Genomic DNA, 19693 nt, shown 5'->3' on the forward strand with positions numbered 1-19693 from the left:
CAAATTTAAAACGGGTACATAAACGGGTATCTGAGTTTGAGGCGGGTACCTATGAAACTAAACGCACGACAGGTCGAGACGGCAAAGCCTGCCGAAAAAGACTACAAGCTGCCAGACGGTAACGGGCTTATTCTGCTGGTGAAAACCAGTGGGGCAAAATACTGGCGCTATCGCTATACCTTCGCCGGTAAAGAAAAGATGCTGGCGCTCGGTGTGTACCCGGCTGTTTCGCTGGCGGCCGCTCGCGAAAAGCGAGACGAGGCCAGGCGGAACGTTGCAGCAGGTGTTGACCCGGTGAAGGTCAAAAGCCATGTTGCAGCTGCGGCAGCAAAGACGATCACGTTTAAAGAGATTGCCGCAGAATGGCACGAATTCAAGAAGCCGCGCTGGTCGCCTGGCTATGCCTCTGACATTCTCGAAGCGTTCAACAAAGATATTTTCCCAGCTGTGGGTAAGCTGCCAGTTGCTGAAATCGAACCGGTTCAGATGCTGGCGGCACTGCGCAAAATTGAGAATCGCGGCGCAACCGAGAAAGCAGCCAAAACGCGCCGGTGGTGCGGTGAAGTATTCAGCTATGCAGTTGCGACCGGGCGCGCGAAGTATAACCCCGTCAGCGAACTGAACAGTGCCATGACCGGCCATAAGGGGGAGTCCTTTCCCTTCCTGACGGCTGAAGAACTGCCCGATTTTCTGGCGGCGCTTGAAGGTTACAAGGGGAGTCCGTTCCCCCGGTTGGGTTTGCAGATCATGATGCTGGCAGGGCTGCGTACTTACGAACTGCGGCATTCAAAATGGGAATGGGTAGATTTCGATAACCGGCTGTGGGAGATACCTGCCGAATTTATGAAGATGGACCGCCCGCACCTGGTACCGCTTTCCGATCAGCTTGTTGTATTGCTGAAAGAGTTGCACGGTCTGACAGGTCGATACGTGAATATGTTCCCCGGCAGGAATGACCCGTCAAAGGTAATGAGCGAGAACACAATAAACCGGATGATCCACACGCTGGGATATAAGGGGAGGGTAGTAGGGCATGGCTTCCGGCATACGTTCAGCACCATCCTGAACGATAAAGGATTCAACTCTGACTGGATTGAACTCCAGATCGCTCACGTGGACAAGAACAATATACGCGGGGTTTATAACCATGCCCTGTATATGGAAGGGCGTCGGGAGATGATGCAGTGGTATGCGGATTATATTGACCAGCTGCGTTTGATTTAAAGAAACTGTTTTTTCCACTCTTCGACCTCGCCGCGTACCCAGCGGGAGGTTCGGCTCCCGAGCTTCTTAGGCTTCGGAAATTCGTTATTACTGATGCGCTCATAAATGCTGGATTTTTTCAGGCCAACAGAGCGCTCAACTTCTTTGATATTAATCAGGTCAGTGTCAGAGATAACCGGTGTCATGCTATACCTCTCTTTTTCATGGCATCGAGCAGGATGTCCTGCACTGTTCGTTTTGAGTTACGCCGCTCCATCACCATTTCGTCCATAGTGTCGGCGGCGATAATGTAGTGAATGAACACCGGGCGGTTGTGTCCGGCCTGAATCTGCCGGGTTGGCCCGATGCGTTCGATAATTTGCTGGTACTGCTCCAGGTCCCACCAGTGCGAGAAAAACACCAGTATGTTGCCGCCGTCCTGCATATTCAGGCCGTGGCCTGCGCTGGCCGGGTGCGCGAACAGGACCGGTATTTTTCCGGCGTTCCAGTCGCGAAGGGTCTGTGGATCCTGGTCGAGGTGGCGACCGCGTGGAAATGCTTTAAGCAGGCGCTCAAGGTCGTGTTTCCAGTGGTAGGCCACCAGCACCGGCGCGCCGGCTGCTTCGGTGAGAATACTGTCCAGCGCCTGCAGCTTCGCGTCGTGCAGTTCGGACCAGCTCCCGGCGTCGTCGGTGTACACCGCGCCGCTGGCAATTTGCAGACATTTTACCGTCTTTGCCGCGGCGTTCGGCGCTTCGATGCCTTCGCCGTTCAGTTCAAGGAACATTTCTTTTTCCATTTCACGATATTGTTGGCGGGCCTTCGGCGGCATATCCACGCGGATCACGTTGTGGACAGGCTCTTTGATATCGAACCAGTCGGCGGCATCAAGGGAGATAGTGACGTCGGCCAGGGCGAGCTGTATTTCGTCCTGCGAGTGTGCGAACGGCTCCAGCTTCGTCCAGCTCTGCCCCGGAAATTGTATTGAGTTGAACCAGCGGGAGGTAAACGCGCCATAGGTGCGCCCGAGGCGCTGCCCCTGATCCACAAACCACGCCTGCCCCCACAAATCCACCAGGCCGTTCGGCGCTGGCGTACCGGTGAGATTCATCCAGCGCCGAACGTGCTTATGCGCCACTTTGCCCAGCGCCGCAGCGCGCTTACCACCACCGCGCAGCCGGAAGGATTTCAGCCGGGTGCTTTCGTCGGGAATGACGGTGCCGAACGGCCAGCGGCCGCCCAGCTCTTCCACCAGCCAGACCAGATTGTCGTAGTTGATGGTAAACACGCTCGCGTTGCTGTTCGCCAGTGCCGCCGCGCGCGCTTTGGCATTACCGACAATCGGCTGTACCTCGATATTGCGCAGATGCCCCCATTTAACCGCTTCATCCGGCCAGGTGCTGGCCGCCACGCGCAGCGGTGCGAGAACCAGCGCGGGCTGTGTCTCCGCTCCCGCCATAAAGAGATCTTCCAGCGTGGTGAGCGTCGCCACGGTTTTACCCATGCCCATGCCCGCCCAGATGTTGCAGCGCAGGATGTCGATTTCGTGGTTGATGATGAGGTCTTGATACGGGCGGGGGGTAAACATTTTAGAAGGGGAATTAACTGACACGTTTTTCCTCCCAATATAATCTGCCACCGCTTTGACCTGTATACCGCCCGGTCTGCCCCTTAGCTGTAAACTCCAGTGTGCCAGCGGTAAACAGCATCACCATAGCGCCATCGTACAGGCCGCCGATCAGGCGGAATTTACTGCGTCGTTGGACTTTTCGCACAATATCCCCTCCAGATTTTTGCTATCCAGTACCACCACGGTAAAGCCCAGCGCGCGGAGCCGTTCGTGCTCGCGCAACTGGTCGGCGCGTGGTGGTTTGCCGGGTGCCTTGCATTCAACAAAGACGAGGCGGCCACCAGGTAGCAGGACAATTCGATCCGGTACCGAGCGGCGACCGGGTGACACGAACTTAAAGGCGATCCCGCCAGCCTTTTTTACTTCGGTGACGAGGTGCTTTTCGATAAGGCTTTCACGTTCGTAGGCCATTTACTTCACCTGCTTTTCAGCCCTCAGTACCATCCGGCTACCATCATCAAGACCCCAGCTAATTTCGCCGCCTTCTGCCATTACCAGCTGCCAAACTAACTGCGCGGCTTCGTTCGTTACGTCACGCCCAGGGTCATTGCCAACACGCAAGCGACCGCCGTCAACATCGCGCATTTTTGCCAACATGATCTTTTTGGATAGCGGGGAGAACCCCAGTTGTAGTTTCGCTGTATTACGCATCATTCACCTCCCTACGCTTTTCGCGCATGTTCTGCATCAGGCAAAAATCAGACCGGCGTTCGCTCCAGTCCTGATTCAGTTCGTTACGTGATTCGCGGTTGGCTTTCGCCCAGACCTTCGCCGCCCGGCCATACTCGCCTGATTGCTCAAGGCGCAAAGCCTCCCGCGCAGTCCGGTAATAAAGCGGACTGTCCCGATATTTAAATGACATAGGGGTTACCTCAAGTAAAAAGCCCTGCAAATGCAGGGCTTTTTACTTTTTAGGAAAATGATTGATTAAGATGAAGCGTTCGCTATTTGAGCTTCATTAAATGTGAAACCGGCCTGTTTAAGGCGCTGGATTAAGCGAGGTACAGTTTCTCGAACATGATCATTAAAGTTGAGATAAAGAATACCCGCAGCATCAGAAGGCTGTTCAAGGTGTTGCTTCTGCAAGATGACCACGTTACTGCGGCCGAGTGATGATAACAACATCCCCATTTCTAGAACTACGTTTTGACGAGCCCTGGGCAGGGCTGCTTCTTGACCGTCTCTTTTGGAGTATCCCACATCATCGGGAGTGAGAAGAACAATGCCGAAACGAGTCGCTGTCTGCCCTTGACCAATTTCACGCTCAAGTTCTTCAATTATCGTAAGTCCAGTGCCACCTGTATTCTGCAAAATAAAATGATCAGGTAACCCAAGCTTATGAAGAATGAGCTCAAGCTGCTCTTTTGCTGCATGGTCGTGACCGTGAACGATGAAAATCTTTTTGGCTGGCTCTTGAACCAGGGCTGGCTGAACTCGTTGAGCTGGCGCGTTACCCAAGTGTTCATTAATAATGGCTTCAACTTCTGGTTTTGCCGCTTGTGAGCCTTGAATCAAAATCGTTCCGGTGTGGTAAAGCGTTATGATGGCACCATTACTTAAACGATAACAATCATGACCGGCTTTGTTTTCTTCTCCGGTAACATCAAATCCGGATTCGACTAAAAATTGACGAAAAGTTTCGACAGGGTGTGGGTATTTGAGAGCCATTTCATTGAGATCCTGCATCATTATTTTCCTATAAAATAAGCAATATTTGGCAAAGCAGCAATGACAGCGATCAGCTAATCCTTACGGTAGTGGTACGCCTCGAAGCCGCCAGCATTCAGCGGGATATCTGGCGCCCATTCGGGGTTAGTGGAGAGCAGCGCGGAGAGCGCCGTATCGTTAAAATCGTCAGTGTCCGGCGCTTCAGTGATCACCTCGTCGTGTACCGTCAGCACAATGCTGTAACCGGCATCCTCGATCAGCGGCATGTTTCCGGCCAGAACGTCGCGGGCAGCCGCCTGAGTGACGTTTTCCACCAGCTTTCCGCCGTAGGTTTTGAGCCGCTGCCATTTGCGTGAGTAGGAGTTAACGCCCTGATAGGTGATATTCCCCTTCTCGATGGACGGGGACGGGTAGCACAGTGCGCGCCCGGATGGCAGCTGGATGCGCAGCCATGCGCCATCGCGGCGGACTTTCAGATAACCGCAGTACAGTGTTTTTTGCGGTGTGGCGATGGCTGTGCGGACGGTGCGCTCGAGCTCGTACCAGAAATCGCAGGTTGCCGGGTGGGCTCTGCGCCACAGCCGCTTAAGCGAGTCACACGCGATGAATACACGTTCGGACAGGCCAAAGGTCGATTTACGTTTAACCGATTCGTCGTACCAGCTTTTTGCCTCGCGGATGACATCACGGGGGATGTTTGGCAGCGCGGCGTTCGCCAGCTCGTCGAGGTCGAGGCCGTAGACCAGGGCGAAAGTCAGGAATGCCGCAACGCCACCGCCAAAGCCGAGGCCCAGCTCCATCACCTTGCCGATCTGACGCTGGTATTTATCAACATCGTCCGGCGAGATATTGAAGGCGCGGGCGTAGGCCAGTTTATACAGATCCGGCCCGGTCCCCTCGTCGTACTCGCGGAACGCGTCCAGCTTCCACTGCTCGCCGGCAAGCCAGGCCAGTTTTCTCCCCTCGATATTCGACAGGTCGCTAACCACCAGCTTTTTGCCTGCGGGGGCCATGATGCAACCGCGCAGCGCCGAGCTGGTCAATTCCATGATGTTATCGAACAGCAGATCGGCGCATCCGGCTTTCAGCGCTTCGATGCCCTCGTCTATCTGGTCCTGCTCAAGTGAAGGGCGGGGCAGGTTCTGGGGCTGGAACAACCGCCCGGCCCAGCGTCCTGTTCGCGATGCGCCGCAGAACTGCAGCGTGCCGCGCAGACGACCGTCACTGCTCACGCCCTTCATCAGCGATTTGTATTTACTGGTGCTGGTGGTGCTGGCCTGCAGGCGGATAGCCAGCAGCTCTTTCACCGCAGACGGTAAATCAGGATCCGCCATACGGCGCTCCAGCGTGCTGCGCTGCATGTCCGGCAGCTCCACCCCGTACGATTCAACAATGTGCGTAATCAGCGCATCGCGCTGCGTGGCCGCCTGCACTTCGCCATCGGTCATCACCTGCGTGCGTTTCGCCAGGCGTTTTTGCTCGAGGTCTACCGCCTCGATCGCCGCCTGCGCAAGCTGCACATCCATGCAAACGCCGCGGTCGTTGATCTGCTGGTCACGATGCCAGAGCGCCAACTCTGCACCCTTATAATTCCATTTCGGCAGGCGCTTATGTACTTCGCGCATAGCCTCAATATCCAGCCCGGCGTAAGCAACAAAGCGCCGCCATTCTTCCGGGTGGGTTTTGCTGGTGGCCCGGCGCAGTTTGCTGTTCTTCGGACGTGGCTTGCAGAATAGCTGGATAAGCGCTTTACCTTCTTTGTCCTTCGCCTTGTCCTGCGGGACGCCCAGCACCTCGCATAGCGCGCCCAGCGCGCCGGGGAGGCCGTGCGCCAGCGCCTGCACCATTGTGTCACGCCAGCGCGTTACATCAGGGGCAAGTCGCGGTATTGCATGGCGCAGCACCGTGCGGTCAAAGTGCGAATTATGGAAATAAAGCAGGGTATCGGGGTCGGCGATAGCCTTCTGAAGCCTGCCGGGGATAGGTTCGCCAGCAGTCAGATCCCAGACGCTAACCGGCTCGTCGCCGATGGCCCAGGCGAACAGCATCACCTCGACACCTTCCGCATAAGCGTGCGTGCCGTTCGTGATGGGTATTTCGCAGTAGGTTTCCAGGTCGCCCCAGAGAATGGTTTCAGACATAGATATTCCTCGAGGGTGCTTTGCAAAAAGGGACGCTCTTTGCAAAACACCCGGCGCGTGGCCGGGTGGGAGAATGGTTAAATCAGTTGGTCGGCATCTGCGCCTTCGCTGATATCGTCGAAGTCGTCAGCGCTTGCCACTCCGCCGCCGCTGAACGCATCGCCATCTTTGTAGAACTGAACGCCACCGAGGGAAGCACTGATACCTTTACCGTTATTCTCATATGCGAAAATGGTAATGGTGACGTTAACGTAGCAGCCAGAATAAGGGCGACCGTCCTGAGCAGTGAGCGGGGAAAGATCGCGATCAATAACCAATGGCCGCGCTTTGTTGCTGGCGCTGATTACCATGTTGCCCGCATACCCTTCGTAATCGGCTTTCTCATCGCCGCTACGGTAGTTGAAGCGCATAGGGTTACCGCGAATCTGGGAAAGGATGGTATCCGCTTTGGCTCCCCATTTGTCCGTAGCGACTTTCTTGATAGCCTGCTCAATGGCTTTATTGCCCGGGTGGTCAGGTGGCAAAAGGAAGGATGCACGGAATTTGAAATCCCCCTGGCCGTTAACCTGGCTTGCTTCGAACAATTCAGGGAAGGAAAGACGAACATTTTGCAGTTTAACTTTCATGGTTGTTTCCTTAATCAGATGAGGTCTGCGGCGAGCGCATCGTCGGACACGTCGTCGAAATCGTTAATAGGGTTGAGATTGAGCGCTGGGCGCGGGTCGGACTCGGGGGCGACGGTAGGCTTACCGTCAGCGCGGGTGATCAGCGCTTCGACTTTCGTCCAGCGGCGAGGGCTGGCCTTTTTGATGAGCTTCTCGGCTTTGGTCGGGCTAATCAGCTTAAGGTCGAAAACCTCCTCAGTTTTATATCGGAACTGGTCTTTCAGCAGCGCGCGGGCGGCTTCTTCATCGCTCCAGGCGCGATTACCCTGTTTACCAGTAACCAGCTTAAACCCCGGTACCGGATGCCCGGCGTTCAGCTCACTGTTCACCCGGTCGCAGACCGCTTTGCAAAAAGACTCAATCAGGCCAACCTGGCTGTAAATATCCGCCAGCTGTTCGGCAGTCAGCAGCGGCACGCGTTTAACTGCCTCTGCGAGTTGCTCGCCCACTGGCTGGGTCAGGTCGACAAAATCGTCTTTCACATCGTTAAGTCTGGCCTGCGCCTCAGCGGTACACAGACCGCCTTTTGCCTTGCAGAACCGGCATTGTTTTTCGCCCGGAGTGAAGTTTTCCAGCGGCAGGGTTTCGACCCCTTCGCAATCGGCGATGTTGAACATCACGATCACACTGGCTGCCGCTTCCTGCGCTCGCTCGCCGAACGCCTGTAGCTCTTCCACCGTCAGGGCCCACTCTGAAACGTGGTTAAGCCGCGGCTGGTGGATGAACAGGCGCACCGTCTCGAAGTCGTACAGCATGCTGAACTGTTCGAGCGCGCCCAGGGCATACAGCTGCAGCTGCTCGTTCTGCTCGGCATCGACGCGCACACCCTTACCGTATTTCAGGTCGTGGATCTGCAGCTCGTTGCCCGCGATGATTACGCCGTCGGCGGTACCAAAGGACTCTTCGACCCCCACGATATGGGAGAAGTCGACACGCTGCTCGACAAGCAGTTCATTGCCCTGCGACAGCGCCCAGACGGTGTCGACGTAACGGCCAACGGCTTCGACCATTTCTTCATCCACCTGCGGGCCGGAAGTATCATCCGGGTGCTCGGCAAGTGGATAAGAGCCGAGGAACATAGCGACATTGCAACCCGCATAGTGCTCCGGGTGGCTTTGACGGTTGCGCAGCACCTTTTCGCCAAGCGCGTGCGCTGCTGTACCTTCTTCTGCGAATGAAGAGCTCTTATCCGGTTGCGTGGCTTCCAGCGCCAGACTACCGGGGCAGCGCATCCACCGATGCGCTGAAGACGGAGAAAGTCGTGCATGAACGTCCTGCATAGTTAACCCTCCAGTGCTTTTTCAGCCTGAGCGATCACGTCTGCGAGGTTCTCGTCAGCAACTTCGCCGAGTTTTTTGGCACCCTGTTTTTCCAGAATCGCCACCGCTTCGGCACGGTAACCACCTTTCGCCAGCTGGAGGATCAACCCTTCGGCCTTTTTACGCAGCGCCGAAAAATCGGTCTGCGTGTCAGTGTTATCCCCGGCATCATCACTCGTTTCGGTACCGCTTTTTGCCGCGTTTTTACGCGCAAAATCTTCCTGCAGCTGGAGGTATTCAACGCGGGTGATCTCGATATGGCCCTTTTTAAGCAGTTCATTCAGCTTGCGTAAGGTGTGGAGTTCACTGGCGGCGGAGCCATCGACGTTCTTGCAGTAGAACGGTCCAGTGCGTTCTTCATCTTTGCTGTCCGCCTTCTTCGGCTTCACTTCATGACGACCGTCTGCTGGGGCATCAAGAAGGCGCTCGGCAAATTCACGGCGTGCCGCGATGGTTGGTAAATCGTCCCAGAAACGCAGGATGTTACGCGACAGGTCAAGTAACGCTGGCTTGTTAAGATGGCCAGCGCGTTTAACACCCTGCAGGGCGCTGTCCAGTGCGTCGATCTGCACAACGCGTTTATCGCCTTCGGCGTCGCGGTAATCAACAACGCGCTGGACCATTGTTTCGCTGAGCTCCTGCGGGGTCGGGTAGAATGCAGCCAGGGCGATAATGTCGCTGAACTCCAGATCGTCCAGCGTAACCTTGCGGATAACGGTATTTTGCGCTTTGGTTTCCGGTACCGTTTCGCGGTATTCCTGAACCTGCGCGACGGTGTCCGGACGAAGCGCTACGCCAGAGGCCAGGGCAGTGATAAGGCGTTCAAGCAGGGCGTTATGCTGCGTCAGCAGTTGGTTGTTAAGTTCGAGACTGGTTTCTAAGCTCATACTGCGGTCCTCGCTACAAGGAGAATGAAGGTAATAGCCAGGCCGAACGCAGTAGCGAGGGCCAGACCGGTGAAGATGTCGAATTGTTTACGGCGCCAGCGGAGCACATCGCGCCCCGTCAGACGGTGGAGGTGTTCAGGTTTCATCGGTAGTGCTCCAAAAAAGAGCCCCTCTTGCGAGGGGCAAAGACTACACACAGCAATGCAATGGACTTAATGAAGCGCCTGACAGACGCTTGATAAATTCACTGCACGCCCCATCATCGGGGCGTTTCAACTTGCGTGACTTATCAGCTCGTCGCGGTGTGGTCCTCTACGCTTACCGTACGCATACGGACTCGGCGCTTACCTCGATCCCATCGGGTGCCATTTCGTTTTGCCAGGAGCACAGCGGCTTACCTGTCACGCGGTTCTGTTTGTTAAAGAGCGATTACTTCTTGGAGTTAAATCTACAATTTGAGTTGTATTGTGTAAACCACAAATGTGGTATTTATTGACGTGGAAATACCACGTTATTGATATTCAAATGAATTTAGTTTGTAAGATTTTACAAGATAGACATGAGGAGGGCTGCTAAGCCCTCCAGCGGAGGCGGGGTTTTAGCGTTTACGACGGTAAATGCGGTGCTCAATCATGACACCAATGATCTGTAACTTCATGTCAGCACTGCGCAAAACAGGATAGTCTGGATTAAGCGGAACCAGCTCGAAGTCATCAACACCTATTCCCAACGGGCGGTATTTTTTGAATGTGGCCTCATGGCCGCCGTTCTTGGCAACCACGAATTCTCCTGGGGTAGGACACAGATCCGGATCGATAATAACGATATCGCCTTCTTTAAACTCTGGTTGCATGCTGTCTCCATCGATGCGAAGAGCGAAACATGTTTCGGGTACGTCTGCATCAGCCAGAACATATTCAAACTCTCCAGTCAGGTCAGTAACGTCTCTTGCTTCAGTGAGACAACCCGCTTGTACGTAACTCAACACAGGGATTCTTCTGGTGCTGATTTCAGCTAGCGGCATTATGTTCTTACCGTTCAATAGCCAGTCCGGGCTGCATTTCAGAGCCTTAGCCAGATCGAGAAGGTTACGCGGCTTTCGGGTACGTCCGCTTTCTATCGACTCAATTGATTGCTGGCTAACCCCCGCAGAGTTTGCGACTTCTGTTTGTGTCATTCCGAGTTCGATACGGCGGGCTTTGAAGCGTGCTGCGAGAGACATTTTTAATACCTTGTAAGAGTTGAAATTATGACCTCCTATTATTAAATACAATTTTTGTTGTATTTGACAAACATCATTAGTTGTTGCTAAATACCACTAAAATTGTATGAGGTGATAACTATGACTCTGGCTACCCGATTAAAAGAGCGACGTAAAGAGCTCAAAATGACGCAGGTCACACTGGCTGAGCTAACAGGGGTTAGTCAGCAGGCCATCAACAGGATCGAAAGCGGTGTTATCTCCCGCCCTCGCTATCTTCTTGAATTATCCGTTGCGCTTGATTGCGACCCCAACTGGCTGCTGCACGGCTCACAAAACGATAAAAAGGCGTAACCCATGCCAGAGAAAAAGATCTGGGGGGCGACGCCTGACGAATGGTTCCACTTCGACCTGGTGCTGGGGCGTACTGACCAGCTGCTGCCGGTCGTGTGCAACCCGGGCGCGACCATATCCCCGAATAGCAAACTCAAGATGCTTGGCAAAACGCCAAGCCTGTATAACCGCGACCGCATGGCTACCGGGATCAAGGACTGGACAGAGCACGTAGTAACTGAGCGTGACTTTGCCCGCTGGTCGAACGAACCGGATTACGGCGTCTGCGTGCGTACAGGTCATGGCTGGCTGGCGCTGGACTGTGACAGCGAAGACGAAGACATTCAGGCCGATATTCGCAAAACGCTGGTGCAGCTGCTTGGTGAGCTGCCGCCGCGTCGCTGGCGCGCCAACAGTAACAAATGCCTGTACCTGCTGGCCGTTGACGGCGATTTCCGTAAGCGCATCCACCGTCTGGCGGGCGATATGGGGATTATCGAACTGCTGGCGAACGGGCAACAGTTCGTTGCCTGCGGTACACACAGCAGCGGCTCACGTATTGAATGGGACGGTGGGCTGCCGGACGAGCCCCCGGTCATAACTGCTGACCAGCTCGAAACGCTGTGGCAGCGCCTGGCGGATCAGCTCCCAGTGTCGGTCACCACCGAAGCGGGAAGCACGAAGATGCGAGACCGCTCAACATTCACGCCAGGCGCTACCGATGAGACGGCGGATTATCTCGACGCCAACGGCTGGACGCTGCTGGACGGCGCGAACGGCGAGCGCTATATCCGCTGCCCGTTCGAAGACGGCCACAGCACCGGCGGTGACCCGACCAGTACGGTTTACTTCCCGGGCGGTACTGCTGGATTTGAGCAGGGGCATTTCAAGTGCCTTCACGCCAGCTGTGCGCATCGCGACGACGGCGATTTCCTTAACGCCATCGGGATCCGAAACGACGATTTCGAAGATCTGACCAGCACCGATGTTGCAGAACCATTACCGCTGCCGGCGTTCGAGCGCGATAAGTGGGGCCGCATCGAGGCCACCATCAGCAACGCGGCCAAAGCCGTTGTGCGTCCTGACTTTGTTGACATCGATATCCGCTTTGACCAGTTCCGCGACGAAATCATGTTCGCCCCGGCTGGCTCCGGCCAGTGGCAGGCGTTCACCGATGCGGACTATGCGCGCCTGCGCATCACGATGGAAAAGCGCGGCTTTAAACCCGTGGGGCGCGAGCTCATCCGCGACGTCGTACTGCTGGCCGCTGACGAACAGCCCTTCGACTCGGCGACCACCTGGCTGAACGGGCTGGAGTGGGACGGCGTGCCGCGCATCGAAACTTTCTACCATACGCACTTCGGTACCGCCGACACGCCATACACCCGCGCAGTGTCCATGTACATGTGGACCGCGCTGGCGGGCAGGGTGCTGGAGCCCGGTGTTAAAGCCGATATGGTGCCGATCCTCGTCGGCCCGCAGGGCTGCGGTAAATCCTCCGGTGTGGAGGCGCTGAGCCCCGACCCGGCGTTCTTCACTGAGATTTCTTTCGCTGAGAAAGACGATGACCTCGCGCGCAAGATGCGCGGGCGTCTGGTGGCGGAGATTGGTGAGCTGCGCGGACTCAACACCAAAGAGCTCGAATCCATCAAGGCATTCGTGACGCGCACGCATGAGAACTGGATCCCTAAATACCGGGAGTTCGCCACACAGTTCCCGCGTCGTCTGGTGTTCGTCGGTACCACCAACGAGGACGAATTCCTCGCTGACAAAACCGGTAACCGCCGCTGGCTTCCTGTCGAAGTCTCAAGCGTCGATGTGCAGGCCATTAAGCGCGATTTGCTGCTGCTGTGGGCTGAGGCTCGCGAGACGTTTAAGCGCCTCGGCGGCATCCAGTTCCGCGATGCTGAGCGCCTCGGTGCGAGTGTCCATGAGCAGTACACCATTAAGGACGCGTGGCTCGAGACGGTCGAGAAATGGCTCGACACGCCCGACCTGATGACTAACGACATTCCGCGAAACTGCGAATTTTTACTTACTAGCGATGTATTGAAAGAAGCGATTGGTCTTGATTCTCGCAATATCGGAAAACGCGAAGAAATGCGAATAGGTAACGTTTTGCAAAATTGCGGATATTTACGAGATAGACGCTTTGTAAATGGCAAACAGATACGCGTTTGGGTGAAAACTAGTACCACCTAGACCACCTCTACAATTTAGGTGGTCTAGTCACAACGTGCTGTAAATTAAGGCGAAAGCCAACCTAGACCACCTAGACCACCTTTTTACTAAGAACCCCATATATATATATAAGTCGATTTGGGGAAAGGTTAGAAAATAGCGGTCTAGGTGGTCACAGGTGGTCTAGCGATGAACATGTAATTTATTGCAGGTATCGATATGCAAATACGATTTGATTCCACCACGGCGATTAACGAGCGCCAGAAGCTCAATAAAATCGCTCTCTATGCTCGCGCGTGCGCGCGTTTTGCGAGGTGACCTATGCCAGTTGTCGCAACGTTCAAAACAGACTGGTTCCGGGTGATTAACGACATCACGCGCAGCGGCATTCCCCTGCAGGAGATTGCCAGAGAGCTCGATGTGTCGAAGTCTGCTATCATCGGCTGGAAGCAGGGCGCAGCGCCGAACCATCACACAGGCGAAGCGCTGATAGACTTCTGGTGTTACGTCACACAGCGCCCGCGCTCCGAGCTGCCGGCGCAGGTCACATCACGGCGATTCGTTTACTCCTGGCGTTCTAAGCGTCTGGCACCATGAAAACTTGCAAAAACAGGGCGTTCATCGGTTAAAAACGCTATGCAAAAACCGCCCTGTTTTATGCACGATTTATGCAGTCCATTTTCTCTCCTTCCCGCCAGTAAACCGCAACAAATAAACCCTTCACGCTAAATCGTTAACGAGTGCCATTTCGCTGGTGCGCGCAACATAAGTTAAATAGGCCCTGTTTTTAACAAATCTTCCATTTGGTCGGGATCCCGACCGCGACCCCGTTTCACACTTACGGCTCAATCATCACAGGAGCCACCACAATGGGCCGACCAAAGAAACCTATCGAAGTACCGGGGCAGGAACCTGAAACGGGCGCAGAGCAGCCAACAAGCGCAGAGCTGGTTACAGGCGCAGAGAACCGCCTTATCGCGACTGAGATCCAGACGCTTAACGCTGACGGCCAGCGCGCAGAACAGGAAGTTATCCAGCAGCGCGTTGCCAGTCTGCTGGACGATGCCGCACTTGCTGAGCGCAATACTCTGTTGGGTACCATCAACGAGCAGGGCGCGGCCATCATCGCCCGCTTTGAAACGCTGGGTTACACCGATCTGGCTGACCAGCAGCTGACCGACAATCTCGAATTCCTCCAGCTCGTCAAAAAAGCCACCACGGCGGAGCCCGCCGCGCCGCTGGGCTACGTGACGAACGACGAGGGCAAGCGCCAGCCTGTTACGGGTAAGCCCGTTCTGACTGAGCACGGCTGGCACGTTCCGGACTAAGAGGGGAATTGCTATGTGTGGAGGTGGAGCACCTAAGGTCGTACAGACCGACCCGCAGGCCGAAGCGGATGCAGCTGCCGATGCAGCAGCAAAAGCGGCAAACGCAGATGCTGCAGCGCGCAAGAAGCGCAAGAAAGGCTCGTCCCTTCTCGCCAGTGGCGCAGAGGGTGCAGCTGATTCTGGCAGCTCTCTGCTGTCCTCTGGCGCACAGGCAGCGCAACAGAAAAACACTCTGGGGGCGTAACTGATGGATGAACTCGCCGTTAAGCTGATTAAGCGTTCCGACACGCTGAAAGCCAACCGCCAGGAGCATGAAAGCGTCTGGCGCGAGTGCTATGACTACACCTATCCGCTGCGCGGCGCGGGATTCTCTGACGAAGTGCTCGATGCTCAGAGCGCAAAACACAAGGTGGCGAAGCTACTGGACGGCACCGCCACCGACAGCGCCCGCATGCTGGCCTCGGCGCTCATGTCCGGTATGACCCCGGCAAACGCGCAATGGCTGAACCTCGACAGCGAATCGCTGCCGGACGATGCCAAAGCCTGGCTGTCTGAATGCGCAACGCTGGTATGGGAAAATATCCACGCGGCCAACTTCGACGCCGAGGGCTATGAGGCGAACCTCGACGTAGTGTGTGCCGGCTGGTTCGTCCTGTACATCGACGAGGACCGCGAAGAGGGCGGTTACACCTTCCAGCAATGGCCACTGGCGCAGTGCTATGTCACGTCCACCCGCAAAGACGGTATCGTAGACACGATCTACCGCCGCTACCAGCTGACCGCAGAACAGGCCATCAAAGAATTCGGCGCGGACAAGGTCAGCGAGAAGATTCGCGACGCGGCGAAGAAAAAGCCTGACGATAAATTCGATTTCCTGCACTGCATTTTCCCACGCGAAACCTACATGGTTGATGCCCGCCTGGCGAAGAACATACGCTTTGCTTCGTACAACGTCGACGTGAACAACAAGCAGATTGTGCGCGAATCCGGTTATCACGAATTCCCGTGCTGCGTTCCGCGCTGGATGAAAATCCCCGGCGGCTCCTACGGCATCGGCCCGGTGTACGACGCGCTGCCGGACTGCAAAGAGCTGAACGAAACCAAACGCATGGAGAAAGCCGCGCAGGATCTGGCTATCTCCGGCATGTGGATTGCCGAAGACGACGGCGTACTCAACCCGCGTACGGTCAAAGTCGGCCCGCGTCGCATCATCGTGGCGAACAGCGTCGAGAGCATGAAACCGCTACTGACCGGTTCAGATTTCAGCGTGGCATTCACTGCCGAAGAGCGCCTGCAGGCGTCAATCCGCAAAATCATGATGGCCGACCAACTGCAGCCGCAGGACGGTCCAGCCATGACCGCCACCGAAGTGCATGTGCGCGTCGCGCTGATTCGCCAGTTGCTCGGCCCGGTGTATGGCCGCTTCCAGGCTGAATACCTCCAGCTGCTGGTAGTGCGCTGCTTTGGCATCGCTTTCCGCGCTGGCGTTTTCTCCCCGCCGCCTGAAAGCCTGCAGAACGCCAATTTCAACGTGCGTTACATCTCACCGCTGGCACGCGCCCAGAAGCTGGAAGACGTGACGGCAATCGAACGCCTCGGCGTTAACGTGGCGAACCTCGCGGGTATCAGCCAGGACGTTGTTGATCTCATCGATACCGACGAGGCCACGCGCGTTGTGGCCGATGCGCTGGGCGTCCCGGCGAAGGTTATTCGCTCGTCCGATGCTGTGGCGGATCTCCGCGACCAGCGCCAGAAAGCACAGCAGCAGGCCGCACAGCAGCAGCTGATGATGCAGGCGGGCACCGAGGCGGCCGGAGCCGCAGGGCAGACCGCTGGCGCGGCAATAGGGCAACGACTGGCAGGTAACCAATGAGAACCAAAGAGGCTACACCCGCCGATTACAAGCGGATTTTTGAAGAAATGCCAGGCGGCGCGCCTGTGCTGGAAGAACTTACCAGGCGCTTCGGTCGCGAAGCGTACGTGAAAGGCGGTACCGAAGGTGACCGCGAAACATGTTACCGGGCCGGACAGCGTTCCGTGCTCGATTTCATTCTCAGTCAGATCAACAGAGCCGATGGAGTAGAAGACGATGTGGAAGCTTAAACACTTATTCATGAACGCAGAGCAGGGGGCAGAACAGTCTGGCGGTGGAGGTGATAACGATGGCGGTAACAGCAACGGCAATAATCCAGGTACTGGCGAACCTTCTGGTAATTCTTTGCTCAGCACCGGCGCGGGCGAACCGGGCGCGTCTGACTGGCTACCGGAAAAATATCGCGTTATGGGCGAGGACGGAAAACTCAATATTGAGGGCTCTGCCCGCAAACTGGCGGATGCTCACACTTCGCTTGAGAAACGTCTTGGCAGCGTCGGTACGCCGCCAAAAACTGCTGATGAGTATGAGCCTAAGGTAGAAGTCGAGGGTTTCAACTGGGAAAAGTTCAAAGCCGATCCTCGTATGCAGAGCTTTATGAAATCTGCGCACGCCAAAGGCATTACCAATGACCAGATGAGTTTCATCCTGGGTGAATACGCGCAGCGTGCTCCTGAGCTGGTGGGCGGTGCCGCTGCGCTGGATTCTGAAGCGGCCAGCACGCAGCTGCGTGAGGTGTGGAAAACCGACGCGGAGTTTAACAAAAACATCGGCCTGGCTTTCCGCGCGTTCAACTCCCTGGCTGACGACGCCGACAAAGGCCGTATTGACGAGATCGGCAATAACCCGATGGTTATCCGCATGCTGGCTAAAGTCGGTGCTGAAATGCAGGAAGATGCGCCTGCGGGTGGCGATGTAAACCTCGAAGAGCAGCAGACCATTCGCGATCTGATGAAATCCCCGGCGTATATGGACCCGAAACACGCCGACCACGAACGCGTATCTGCGAAGGTCAAAGCGTATTACCAGAAGCGTTACGGCGATCAAACCGTAGCGTGACATGTCACGATAAATAACTTTGAAGGTGAATATCATGGTATCAACCGCATCCCCGGCACCATCCTGCTTGGCTATCGAGCAAGAAATTCAGGCCAAAGGCTTAACCGCGCCGCGCGTCACGCCGCAGCACATAGATAGCGTCATTCTCGAAGAACATTATTTCACGGCTTATGACGGCATACGGGCAGTTAACATGGGCGTTGACGCTGCTTGGACCGCGCATAAATCTACTGACTTGCTCACGTTCTGCGTTCTGGTGTTGAAGAACGGCTTCACCGTCACCGGAGAAAGCGCCTGCGCCAGCCCAGAAAACTTCGATCCTGAAATTGGGCGCAAGATTGCCCGTGAAAACGCAGTCAATAAGATCTGGATGCTGGAAGGTTATCTGCTGAAGCAGCGACTTTTCGATCATCAGCAATGCTGGGGCGTCTGACAAAGCCCTGGAAGTTATATAACTCTCCGCATCTCCCAGCAAAAGCCAGCCTGACCCGCTGGCTTTTTCATTTGGTCGGGATTCCGACCGCACACCTCGCTAACAATCTCCCCACAACCAGCCCGGCGGGGACGCCGGATACCTGATTTTTCCCGCAGTGCGTAAGCGCCACCCGCATTGTGCAGATTTGGGCCGGGAAACCGATACCCCAGCAGGCGATATTTTCTGGAGTGATTGTTATGTCATTTGATGCCAATAAGAACATGATCACCGCTGCGTTTATCACGCAGTTTCATGATTCTTTCGAAATCGCCGCGCAGCAGAAGGATTCCCGCCTGCAGGCAGCGGTAAACGACCGTGGGATGATCACCGGCGAAGCGTTCACCATCAACGATATGGGCACCATCGAAATGACGCAGATCACCACGCGTTTCGGTGACACCGTATGGGACCTGCCAGAAGCCGGCACCCGTAACGCGTTGATGGCGGACTACGCTGTATTCGTGCCAGTTGAAAAACGTGACCTGCGTAAACTGCTGGCCGACCCGCAGGGGCCATATCTGCAGCTTACCCTGGCGGCCTCCAACCGCAAAAAAGACGATGTTGTTTATCGTGCTTTGCTCGACCCTGTGATGCGTAAAACGTCCAGCGGCGGCGCGTATGCACCGGTGGCGCTGCCTGCGTCGCAGAAAATCGTTGCAGGTGGCACTGGCATGACCAAAGCCAAGCTGATCGCCGCGAAAGCGATGTTCCGCCGCAACGAGTGCGACGAACAGAACGGTGAAGAGCTGTATATCACCTACAACGCCGACATGCTGACGCAGATCCTCAGCGATACCACGCTGACTTCTGCCGACTTCATGGCGGTGAAAATGCTGCAGGAAGGTGCTGTGTCCGGTAACTGGCTCGGCTTTAAGTGGCTGGCATATGAAAAACTGGATTCTGCGACCGCAGGCGATCCGGCAGTTACCACCAAAACCGCCGTCGCATGGTGTAAATCCGCTGTGCATTTCGGTACCGGCGCTGAGTACAACGTCGATATCGGCCCACGCCGCGATAAAAACAACACCATTCAGATCTCTGTTGATGCGTCTTATGGTGCTGGCCGTGCCAACGAGAAAAAAGTCGTCGCCATCGATTTTGTTGTTTAAGCCGCTGGCGTTTTTGCCGGGGTATACCCCCGGCCTTTTTTCATCTGAGGTTATGCCATGACTTCGAGTGTCTCTATCTGCTCAAACGCACTTCTGGCGCTGGGTGCTCACCCTATAAATGATTTCGACGAAGACACGGATCATGCTCGTCTTTGCGCCAACCTTTACCCTACTGTTCGCAATAAATTACTCCGCGCTCACCCCTGGAACTGTGCGATAAAACGCGTTGTGCTCTCACCTGTCAGCGGTGCGCCTGTCTTCGGGTACGGCTATCAGTTTTCTTTGCCGGGTGATCTGGTACGCGTCCTCTCCGTGGGCGAGCCACGGGATGATATTGATTACCGGATTGAGGGGAGCCGGCTGCTGGCAAACATCGATGTGATTCGTCTGCGTTATATCTTCCGTAATGAGGACGAGTCCACATGGGACGCCGCGCTGGTGGATGTTGCTGAAATGATGATGCAGTCCAAGCTGGCTTATGCAGTAACCGGGTCTACCAGCCTGCGCGATAGCCTGGCGCAGGAGGCCTCACTCCTGCTGAAACAGGCAAAAGCCGTCGATGGTCAGGAGGAACCGCCGGAAGAGCTGGGCGGCTATCCAACTTATGAGTCGAGGTTCTGA

The 19693-nt window shown here is 55.7% G+C and carries 23 protein-coding genes; 12 read left to right on the forward strand and 11 right to left on the reverse strand.

Annotated elements, in window-relative coordinates; all coding sequences use genetic code 11:
• The first annotated feature begins 51 nt into the window (after window positions 1–51).
• On the forward strand, window positions 52–1224 hold the full coding sequence (locus AC1MKH_RS04565) for a tyrosine-type recombinase/integrase (protein ID WP_327621913.1): 1173 nt from the start codon (window positions 52–54) through the stop codon (window positions 1222–1224).
• Here the strand turns inward: AC1MKH_RS04565 and AC1MKH_RS04570 are convergent.
• From AC1MKH_RS04570 to AC1MKH_RS04620, 11 genes are all read right to left on the reverse strand, one after another.
• Entirely contained in the window at window positions 1221–1409 is a 189-nt protein-coding gene (locus tag AC1MKH_RS04570) for a helix-turn-helix transcriptional regulator (protein WP_000189281.1), read from the reverse strand. The two genes, AC1MKH_RS04565 and AC1MKH_RS04570, sit on opposite strands and share 4 nt — an antisense overlap.
• Complete coding sequence (locus AC1MKH_RS04575; protein ID WP_058645995.1) at window positions 1406–2791, reverse strand: SNF2-related protein; 1386 nt, start codon at window positions 2789–2791, stop codon at window positions 1406–1408. The genes AC1MKH_RS04570 and AC1MKH_RS04575 overlap by 4 nt, the downstream gene beginning before the upstream one ends.
• Before the next feature lie 150 nt (window positions 2792–2941).
• Window positions 2942–3244 (reverse strand): PDDEXK family nuclease, encoded by a 303-nt coding sequence (locus AC1MKH_RS04580; protein ID WP_023305494.1) that lies wholly within the window; start codon window positions 3242–3244, stop codon window positions 2942–2944.
• Window positions 3245–3484: a DUF7446 family protein gene (locus AC1MKH_RS04585; RefSeq protein WP_023305495.1), complete on the reverse strand. Its 240-nt coding sequence runs from the start codon at window positions 3482–3484 to the stop codon at window positions 3245–3247.
• On the reverse strand, window positions 3477–3695 hold the full coding sequence (locus AC1MKH_RS04590; RefSeq protein WP_023305496.1) for an ANR family transcriptional regulator: 219 nt from the start codon (window positions 3693–3695) through the stop codon (window positions 3477–3479). The genes AC1MKH_RS04585 and AC1MKH_RS04590 overlap by 8 nt, the downstream gene beginning before the upstream one ends.
• Before the next feature lie 65 nt (window positions 3696–3760).
• Window positions 3761–4522 (reverse strand): TIR domain-containing protein, encoded by a 762-nt coding sequence (locus AC1MKH_RS04595; protein WP_023305497.1) that lies wholly within the window; start codon window positions 4520–4522, stop codon window positions 3761–3763.
• Between the two features lie 53 nt (window positions 4523–4575).
• A complete protein-coding gene (locus AC1MKH_RS04600; protein WP_327621914.1) occupies window positions 4576–6642 on the reverse strand; it encodes a DNA polymerase in 2067 nt (688 codons plus the stop codon).
• A gap of 77 nt (window positions 6643–6719) precedes the next feature.
• The gene (locus tag AC1MKH_RS04605; RefSeq protein ID WP_047359770.1) at window positions 6720–7268 is read right to left on the reverse strand and encodes a DUF2815 family protein; all 549 of its coding nucleotides are present in this window, start codon (window positions 7266–7268) and stop codon (window positions 6720–6722) included.
• A 14-nt stretch (window positions 7269–7282) separates the two neighbouring features.
• Entirely contained in the window at window positions 7283–8587 is a 1305-nt protein-coding gene (locus AC1MKH_RS04610) for a DUF2800 domain-containing protein (RefSeq protein WP_327621915.1), read from the reverse strand.
• Between the two features lie 2 nt (window positions 8588–8589).
• Window positions 8590–9513, reverse strand: coding sequence for a hypothetical protein (locus tag AC1MKH_RS04615; protein ID WP_327621916.1), 924 nt, complete (start codon window positions 9511–9513; stop codon window positions 8590–8592).
• 598 nt (window positions 9514–10111) lie between these two features.
• Window positions 10112–10735, reverse strand: a complete 624-nt coding sequence (locus AC1MKH_RS04620; RefSeq protein WP_327621917.1) for a LexA family protein — start codon at window positions 10733–10735, stop codon at window positions 10112–10114.
• A gap of 120 nt (window positions 10736–10855) precedes the next feature.
• Between AC1MKH_RS04620 and AC1MKH_RS04625 the strand changes: the two genes are divergently transcribed.
• The 11 genes from AC1MKH_RS04625 to AC1MKH_RS04675 all read left to right on the forward strand — a co-directional run bounded on the left by AC1MKH_RS04625 (window position 10856) and on the right by AC1MKH_RS04675 (window position 19693).
• Window positions 10856–11068, forward strand: a complete 213-nt coding sequence (locus AC1MKH_RS04625; RefSeq protein WP_052895612.1) for a helix-turn-helix domain-containing protein — start codon at window positions 10856–10858, stop codon at window positions 11066–11068.
• 3 nt (window positions 11069–11071) lie between these two features.
• Complete coding sequence (locus AC1MKH_RS04630; RefSeq protein WP_327621918.1) at window positions 11072–13249, forward strand: VapE domain-containing protein; 2178 nt, start codon at window positions 11072–11074, stop codon at window positions 13247–13249.
• Between the two features lie 300 nt (window positions 13250–13549).
• Entirely contained in the window at window positions 13550–13825 is a 276-nt protein-coding gene (locus AC1MKH_RS04635) for a hypothetical protein (RefSeq protein ID WP_327621919.1), read from the forward strand.
• A 272-nt stretch (window positions 13826–14097) separates the two neighbouring features.
• Entirely contained in the window at window positions 14098–14556 is a 459-nt protein-coding gene (locus AC1MKH_RS04640) for a hypothetical protein (RefSeq protein ID WP_327621920.1), read from the forward strand.
• 13 nt (window positions 14557–14569) lie between these two features.
• On the forward strand, window positions 14570–14800 hold the full coding sequence (locus tag AC1MKH_RS04645; protein ID WP_015571350.1) for a hypothetical protein: 231 nt from the start codon (window positions 14570–14572) through the stop codon (window positions 14798–14800).
• A gap of 3 nt (window positions 14801–14803) precedes the next feature.
• A complete protein-coding gene (locus AC1MKH_RS04650; RefSeq protein ID WP_327621921.1) occupies window positions 14804–16429 on the forward strand; it encodes a portal protein in 1626 nt (541 codons plus the stop codon).
• On the forward strand, window positions 16426–16659 hold the full coding sequence (locus tag AC1MKH_RS04655; protein WP_054830269.1) for a Bbp19 family protein: 234 nt from the start codon (window positions 16426–16428) through the stop codon (window positions 16657–16659). The genes AC1MKH_RS04650 and AC1MKH_RS04655 overlap by 4 nt, the downstream gene beginning before the upstream one ends.
• Window positions 16646–17488 carry a hypothetical protein gene (locus tag AC1MKH_RS04660; RefSeq protein ID WP_232930736.1) on the forward strand — a complete coding sequence of 281 codons (843 nt, stop codon included), beginning with the start codon at window positions 16646–16648 and terminating at the stop codon, window positions 17486–17488. The genes AC1MKH_RS04655 and AC1MKH_RS04660 overlap by 14 nt, the downstream gene beginning before the upstream one ends.
• A 34-nt stretch (window positions 17489–17522) precedes the next feature.
• Window positions 17523–17921 carry a Gp49 family protein gene (locus AC1MKH_RS04665; protein WP_327621922.1) on the forward strand — a complete coding sequence of 133 codons (399 nt, stop codon included), beginning with the start codon at window positions 17523–17525 and terminating at the stop codon, window positions 17919–17921.
• A gap of 239 nt (window positions 17922–18160) precedes the next feature.
• Window positions 18161–19072 carry a phage capsid protein gene (locus tag AC1MKH_RS04670; protein WP_172707835.1) on the forward strand — a complete coding sequence of 304 codons (912 nt, stop codon included), beginning with the start codon at window positions 18161–18163 and terminating at the stop codon, window positions 19070–19072.
• Window positions 19073–19129: 57 nt separating this feature from the next.
• Complete coding sequence (locus tag AC1MKH_RS04675; protein WP_172707836.1) at window positions 19130–19693, forward strand: phage connector family protein; 564 nt, start codon at window positions 19130–19132, stop codon at window positions 19691–19693.

It is taken from the genome of Pseudocitrobacter sp. CD920760, assembly GCF_057782505.1.

Bases quoted from the DNA above. Each gene is read 5' to 3' on its own strand.
- AC1MKH_RS04565 (WP_327621913.1), top strand. From the start codon at position 52: ATGAAACTAAACGCACGACAGGTCGAGACGGCAAAGCCTGCCGAAAAA.
- AC1MKH_RS04570 (WP_000189281.1), bottom strand. From the start codon at position 1,409: ATGACACCGGTTATCTCTGACACTGACCTGATTAATATCAAAGAAGTT.
- AC1MKH_RS04575 (WP_058645995.1), bottom strand. From the start codon at position 2,791: ATGTTTACCCCCCGCCCGTATCAAGACCTCATCATCAACCACGAAATC.
- AC1MKH_RS04580 (WP_023305494.1), bottom strand. From the start codon at position 3,244: ATGGCCTACGAACGTGAAAGCCTTATCGAAAAGCACCTCGTCACCGAA.
- AC1MKH_RS04585 (WP_023305495.1), bottom strand. From the start codon at position 3,484: ATGCGTAATACAGCGAAACTACAACTGGGGTTCTCCCCGCTATCCAAA.
- AC1MKH_RS04590 (WP_023305496.1), bottom strand. From the start codon at position 3,695: ATGTCATTTAAATATCGGGACAGTCCGCTTTATTACCGGACTGCGCGG.
- AC1MKH_RS04595 (WP_023305497.1), bottom strand. From the start codon at position 4,522: ATGATGCAGGATCTCAATGAAATGGCTCTCAAATACCCACACCCTGTC.
- AC1MKH_RS04600 (WP_327621914.1), bottom strand. From the start codon at position 6,642: ATGTCTGAAACCATTCTCTGGGGCGACCTGGAAACCTACTGCGAAATA.
- AC1MKH_RS04605 (WP_047359770.1), bottom strand. From the start codon at position 7,268: ATGAAAGTTAAACTGCAAAATGTTCGTCTTTCCTTCCCTGAATTGTTC.
- AC1MKH_RS04610 (WP_327621915.1), bottom strand. From the start codon at position 8,587: ATGCAGGACGTTCATGCACGACTTTCTCCGTCTTCAGCGCATCGGTGG.
- AC1MKH_RS04615 (WP_327621916.1), bottom strand. From the start codon at position 9,513: ATGAGCTTAGAAACCAGTCTCGAACTTAACAACCAACTGCTGACGCAG.
- AC1MKH_RS04620 (WP_327621917.1), bottom strand. From the start codon at position 10,735: ATGTCTCTCGCAGCACGCTTCAAAGCCCGCCGTATCGAACTCGGAATG.
- AC1MKH_RS04625 (WP_052895612.1), top strand. From the start codon at position 10,856: ATGACTCTGGCTACCCGATTAAAAGAGCGACGTAAAGAGCTCAAAATG.
- AC1MKH_RS04630 (WP_327621918.1), top strand. From the start codon at position 11,072: ATGCCAGAGAAAAAGATCTGGGGGGCGACGCCTGACGAATGGTTCCAC.
- AC1MKH_RS04635 (WP_327621919.1), top strand. From the start codon at position 13,550: ATGCCAGTTGTCGCAACGTTCAAAACAGACTGGTTCCGGGTGATTAAC.
- AC1MKH_RS04640 (WP_327621920.1), top strand. From the start codon at position 14,098: ATGGGCCGACCAAAGAAACCTATCGAAGTACCGGGGCAGGAACCTGAA.
- AC1MKH_RS04645 (WP_015571350.1), top strand. From the start codon at position 14,570: ATGTGTGGAGGTGGAGCACCTAAGGTCGTACAGACCGACCCGCAGGCC.
- AC1MKH_RS04650 (WP_327621921.1), top strand. From the start codon at position 14,804: ATGGATGAACTCGCCGTTAAGCTGATTAAGCGTTCCGACACGCTGAAA.
- AC1MKH_RS04655 (WP_054830269.1), top strand. From the start codon at position 16,426: ATGAGAACCAAAGAGGCTACACCCGCCGATTACAAGCGGATTTTTGAA.
- AC1MKH_RS04660 (WP_232930736.1), top strand. From the start codon at position 16,646: ATGTGGAAGCTTAAACACTTATTCATGAACGCAGAGCAGGGGGCAGAA.
- AC1MKH_RS04665 (WP_327621922.1), top strand. From the start codon at position 17,523: ATGGTATCAACCGCATCCCCGGCACCATCCTGCTTGGCTATCGAGCAA.
- AC1MKH_RS04670 (WP_172707835.1), top strand. From the start codon at position 18,161: ATGTCATTTGATGCCAATAAGAACATGATCACCGCTGCGTTTATCACG.
- AC1MKH_RS04675 (WP_172707836.1), top strand. From the start codon at position 19,130: ATGACTTCGAGTGTCTCTATCTGCTCAAACGCACTTCTGGCGCTGGGT.